This is a genomic window from Citrobacter sp. Cpo142 (genome assembly GCF_030332425.1).
Lineage (GTDB): Bacteria > Pseudomonadota > Gammaproteobacteria > Enterobacterales > Enterobacteriaceae > Citrobacter > Citrobacter portucalensis.
On the sequence record NZ_JAOWHW010000049.1, the window covers coordinates 1 to 4,126 of the forward strand.

Consider the following 4,126-nt stretch of genomic DNA (forward strand, 5'->3'; position numbering starts at 1 on the left):
AAAATCGGCCCAGATCCGCGAAATTTTAATCAGCGAGTCAGCTTGGGAAGAAATGACCTGCTTATTCGCACCTTCCCTAGTTCGATGATAGAATCAATCAAAAGGTTGTGGAATGGTTGTTTGCTGGAAGATCGGTTTAAGTTATTTGTATTTGTGGCTATTTCGATACTTTATTTCGCGACGTTCGTGATGATACCGATTCTAGCCTATTTCATCTTTATTTTAGTAAAGAGTTCAAGATCATTAAGTGATTATTGACATAAATATTATGCACTAAATCGCAATTTGCCGTATTGCTGCCAAAAGGAGGAAGTATGTTCGATTTTTCTTCATCGAAGCCAACTGTATTGGTTATCGACGATACTCCAGAAAACCTCACGCTGATGTATCAGCTACTTAAAGATGATTATAAGGTAAAAGGGGCAAACGGCGGTGAGCGCGGGCTTACACTTGCCGAAACTGCTAATCCAGATTTGATCTTGCTCGATATCATGATGCCGGAAATAGATGGTTATCAAGTATGCCAGCAGCTTAAATCAAACCCAGCAACCAGTGATATCCCGATAATATTCCTCACAGCTAAAGCTGAAAGAATCGATGAACATAAAGGGCTAAAATTGGGTGCCGTTGACTACATAACCAAACCAATTAACCCAGAGGTCGTGAAGGCACGTGTTAAAACACATGTATCTCTCAAAGTGGCTTCCGATATCTTAAAAGACAAGAATCAAGTGCTAGAGCAAGAGGTCGAAAGACGAACCAACGAAGCTTTGCGGCAAAAAGAAGAGCTTCACGCAATTCAAGATGTTTCCATTTATGCCATGATTTCGTTAGCCGAATCCCGCGATAACGAAACGGGTAACCACATTAAACGTACCCAAGCTTACATAAAACGTTTAGCAGAGCAATTACGCCAAAACTCGCGTTATGTTTCAGAACTGACCGATGACTTTATTGCCCTGTTATATAAATCAGCGCCTCTGCACGATATCGGGAAAATAGGCATTCCAGACAACATCTTGCGGAAAGAAGGCTCCCTGACCGACGATGAATTTCGAGTGATGAAAACTCATACCACCATCGGTTATGAAGCGATTAAAAATGCTGAGAAAGTATGCGGCCAGCCTATGAAGTTCTTGATTGTCGCAAAAGAGATCGCCTACTCACATCACGAACGCTGGGATGGTGAAGGATACCCATTAGGTCTTGCTGGAGAGCAAATTCCGTTGTCCGCCCGACTCATGGCTATAGCAGACGTCTATGATGCGCTCATCAGCAAGCGAGTTTATAAACCTGCGTTTTCACATTCAGACGCAGTAAATATCATTGTGTCAGGCAAAGGCACTCAATTTGACCCTACTATCATCGATGCCTTCGCTGAAATTACAGATGAACTCGATGCCATTGCTCAAGAATACACTAACTAGATAAGACAAGTACTTATAGCCGTTTCTGAGACAAACATGAAAGACAAGAAAATCACCACACAATCGTGGGTGTGGCGTTCAATGGTCAAAACCGGAATCATTCCCCTCATTCTGGTGGAATCGGTTCTTATTGCCGTTTACCTAATACGTAACCGTTTTATCAGTTCCGACAACATGGAATACATTTACACAAAAGTAAATGAAGAGTTGAAGATCTCATCGGAGAGAGAAGCAGCAATCATTAGAGAGAAGCTGCTCTCAATAGAAACCTTAACGGCCGTATACCAAAACGAAACAGAACGTGTTTTATCAGAAGAACACACCATTGACCGATCTGAAAAAGATAACCTTGCCGTGAGCGAAGATGGCGTCTTGTATTCTAAACAAGATTTAGGGGGCTCGGCTTCTTTCTACTCTGGTCTTACCGCCGAAAAAGATTGGGAGAAGGTGTATAAACTCGCTCACCTTGACCCACTGATGAAACAAATCAAAAATAATAGCGATTTGGTTGCGTCGATTTACTTTAATACCTGGGATTCATACAACCGAATCTACCCGTGGTTCAACACCGTCGCTCAGTACCCTCCCAAAATGGACATTCCGGAGTACAACTTTTACTACCTGGCAAACGCTGAAAACAATCCTGACCAGAAGACAATTTGGACAGATGTTTACATTGATCCTGCGGGCCACGGCTGGATGGCATCGGTTATCGCGCCGGTCTACAACCAAGGTTTTCTCGAGGGTGTTGTCGGGCTTGATATCAAAGTCAGTGACATTATAGAAAGCATTCAAAATCTAGCCATTCCTTGGGGCGGCTACGCTGTTTTAGTGAGTAGTAACGGCACAATTATGGCTTTGCCACCACAAGGAGAACACGATTTTGGCTTGAAAGAACTCACTAAGCACAGCTACCAGCAAGCAATCACCAAAGAGATTTTTAAGCCTGAGGCATTTAACCTGTATAAACGTGATGGCACCGCTGACTTGAGCATGCGTTTACTCAAGAACACCAATGGGGTTATGCAGCTCAAACTGAATGGTGAAAATAAACTGCTATCATGGTCGACCATACCAGAAACTCAGTGGCGCTTACTGATGATTGTTGGTGAGAAGGAAATGTATGCGACTTCTCATGCGCTAGAACAAAAATACCAAAAAATTGGTTACATTCTGATCTTCTGTTTAGTGGTATTCTACATCTTGTTCTTTATCCTCATCTGGCGTTCGTCCAAGAAGACGAGTGAATTTATTGCTAAGCCATTAACTCAGTTCCAGAGCATGGTCAATCGAGTCGGGCTGGGTGATTTTAACTTAGCTCATGAAGGCTTCCGTTTAAAAGAGCTCAACGAAACAGCAAACGCGATCATCAACATGGGTGGCAAGTTGGATAGGCTTACCTCCGAACTGAATGAGGCAAAATTATCGGCTGAACATGCTAACCTAACCAAGAGCAAGTTTATTTCAAATGTCAGCCATGAAATACGTACGCCGTTGAATTCGATTCTCGGGTTATCTTACATACTGTTAAATTCAGACCTCACGTCTGAGCAGAAAAATAACCTGTTGAAAATCGATAGATCAGGCAAGCATTTGCTGACACTGATTAACAACATTCTGGACCTTTCTAAACTTGAAGCAAATAAGGTTGATATTGAGAAGGCACCATTCGATATTCGAGCGACAATTCAGGATGTGTACGACATTTTTGAGCACCAATCCAGAAAAAACGATGTTCATCTTATGACTGAAGTTGATCAGTCCATTCCTCAGGTCGTTGGCGATCAACTTCGTATTAAGCAAATCCTCCTGAACTATGTGAGTAACGCCATCAAGTTTTCTAGAGGAGGAGATGTAACCATCGCAGTCAGTGTCGTGCAAAGAAGCGAAAAACATATTGACCTGCTATTTAGTGTCATGGATACGGGGATTGGTTTGTCTGAACACGACCAGACCGTCGTATTTGACAGCTATCAGCAGGTAGACGCCTCAACGACCCGAAAATACGGAGGTACTGGCCTTGGCCTTGCGATTTCTAAGCGCATTACAGAGTTAATGGGCGGTCATGTTGGTGTCGACAGTGAGCTAGATAAAGGAAGCAATTTCTGGTTTACCATCAAACTCGATATTGACCACTTCGGAGTATCAGTAATTCCTAAGTACAAAGACCTTCCAGAATCTGCGCTCGTTGATACCACTCATCTTCAACACGAGTGTGATATCAAATCAGTCGAGGAGTTTGAGTCTAAAGTGAGCCACCTGACAGCATTGCTAGAAGAGTGCGACTTAGAGTCTGAATTTTATTATTCCAAGTATAAGTCCTGTTTTGAAAAGCTTAATCCGGAACTGAGCTACGCTCTGTCTGAAGCAGTATCAAGTTATCATTTTGATGATGCTCTGGAGCTAATGGTTCAAATCAAAGTCGAGTTAAGTCAATTCAAAGAGACCGTTGTGGATGAGTTACTTTGAGACTGTAATTTAAATTGTGTATCTGCCTGTTTTTGATATGTTCATTCCAACAACGGAGACAGGCAAATTATGGACGAAAAGAAACTCAAAGCGCTGGCGGCTGAACTGGCTAAGGGCCTTAAAACCGAAGCCGATCTTAACCAGTTTTCTCGGCACTGTTGCAAATAGTCGGTGGTGATAAACTTATCATCCCCTTTTGCTGATGGAGCTGCACATGAACCCATTCAAAG

Annotated in this window: 3 protein-coding genes; all 3 read left to right on the forward strand. The window is 42.6% G+C overall.

Features of this window, described 5'->3' with window-relative positions:
* A partial coding sequence (locus OGY18_RS02220) for a hypothetical protein (protein ID WP_502873439.1) occupies positions 1-258 on the forward strand: 258 nt, incomplete at its 5' end.
* A gap of 56 nt (positions 259-314) precedes the next feature.
* Positions 315-1,427: a response regulator gene (locus OGY18_RS02225; protein WP_104868956.1), complete on the forward strand. Its 1,113-nt coding sequence runs from the start codon at positions 315-317 to the stop codon at positions 1,425-1,427.
* Between the two features lie 36 nt (positions 1,428-1,463).
* The gene (locus OGY18_RS02230; protein WP_286551548.1) at positions 1,464-3,896 is read left to right on the forward strand and encodes an ATP-binding protein; all 2,433 of its coding nucleotides are present in this window, start codon (positions 1,464-1,466) and stop codon (positions 3,894-3,896) included.
* Positions 3,897-4,126 lie beyond the last annotated feature (230 nt).